Source organism: Streptomyces sp. NRRL WC-3618 (genome assembly GCF_001280005.1).
GTDB lineage: Bacteria > Actinomycetota > Actinomycetes > Streptomycetales > Streptomycetaceae > Streptomyces.
The window spans coordinates 1-329 of record NZ_LGDW01000334.1 but is presented as its reverse complement, the minus strand read 5'-3'; the positions used below and the strand labels follow the sequence as shown (position 1 = coordinate 329).

Here is a 329-nt window from a genome sequence, read left to right as displayed (position 1 = left end):
AGTACGGCCCCTACCCGGTGAAGCTGCGGGACCGGTTCGAGGGAGTGATCTGGCGTTTCCGGTCCGGCGCTCAGTGGCGGGAGATGCCCGGGGAGTTCGGCCCCTGGCCCACCGTCTACGGCCGTTTCCGGGATCGAGAGGTGGCCTGACCTGCAAGGTCCATCTCGCGTCCGACCGCAGGTGCCGCCCGCTGTCGATCGTGGTGACCGCCGGACAGGCCGCCGACAGCCCGCAGTTCGTCCCGGTCCTGAAGAAGGTCCGTGTCCGGCTGCCCGTCGGGCGCCCGCGCACCCGGCCCGCCGCCGTGGCCGGGGACAAGGCGTACTCCT

General features: G+C 72.0%; 1 pseudogene. It reads left to right on the top strand.

The window, feature by feature from the left end:
- Positions 1-329, top strand: a pseudogene (locus ADL01_RS24635) (transposase); the annotation flags it as partial.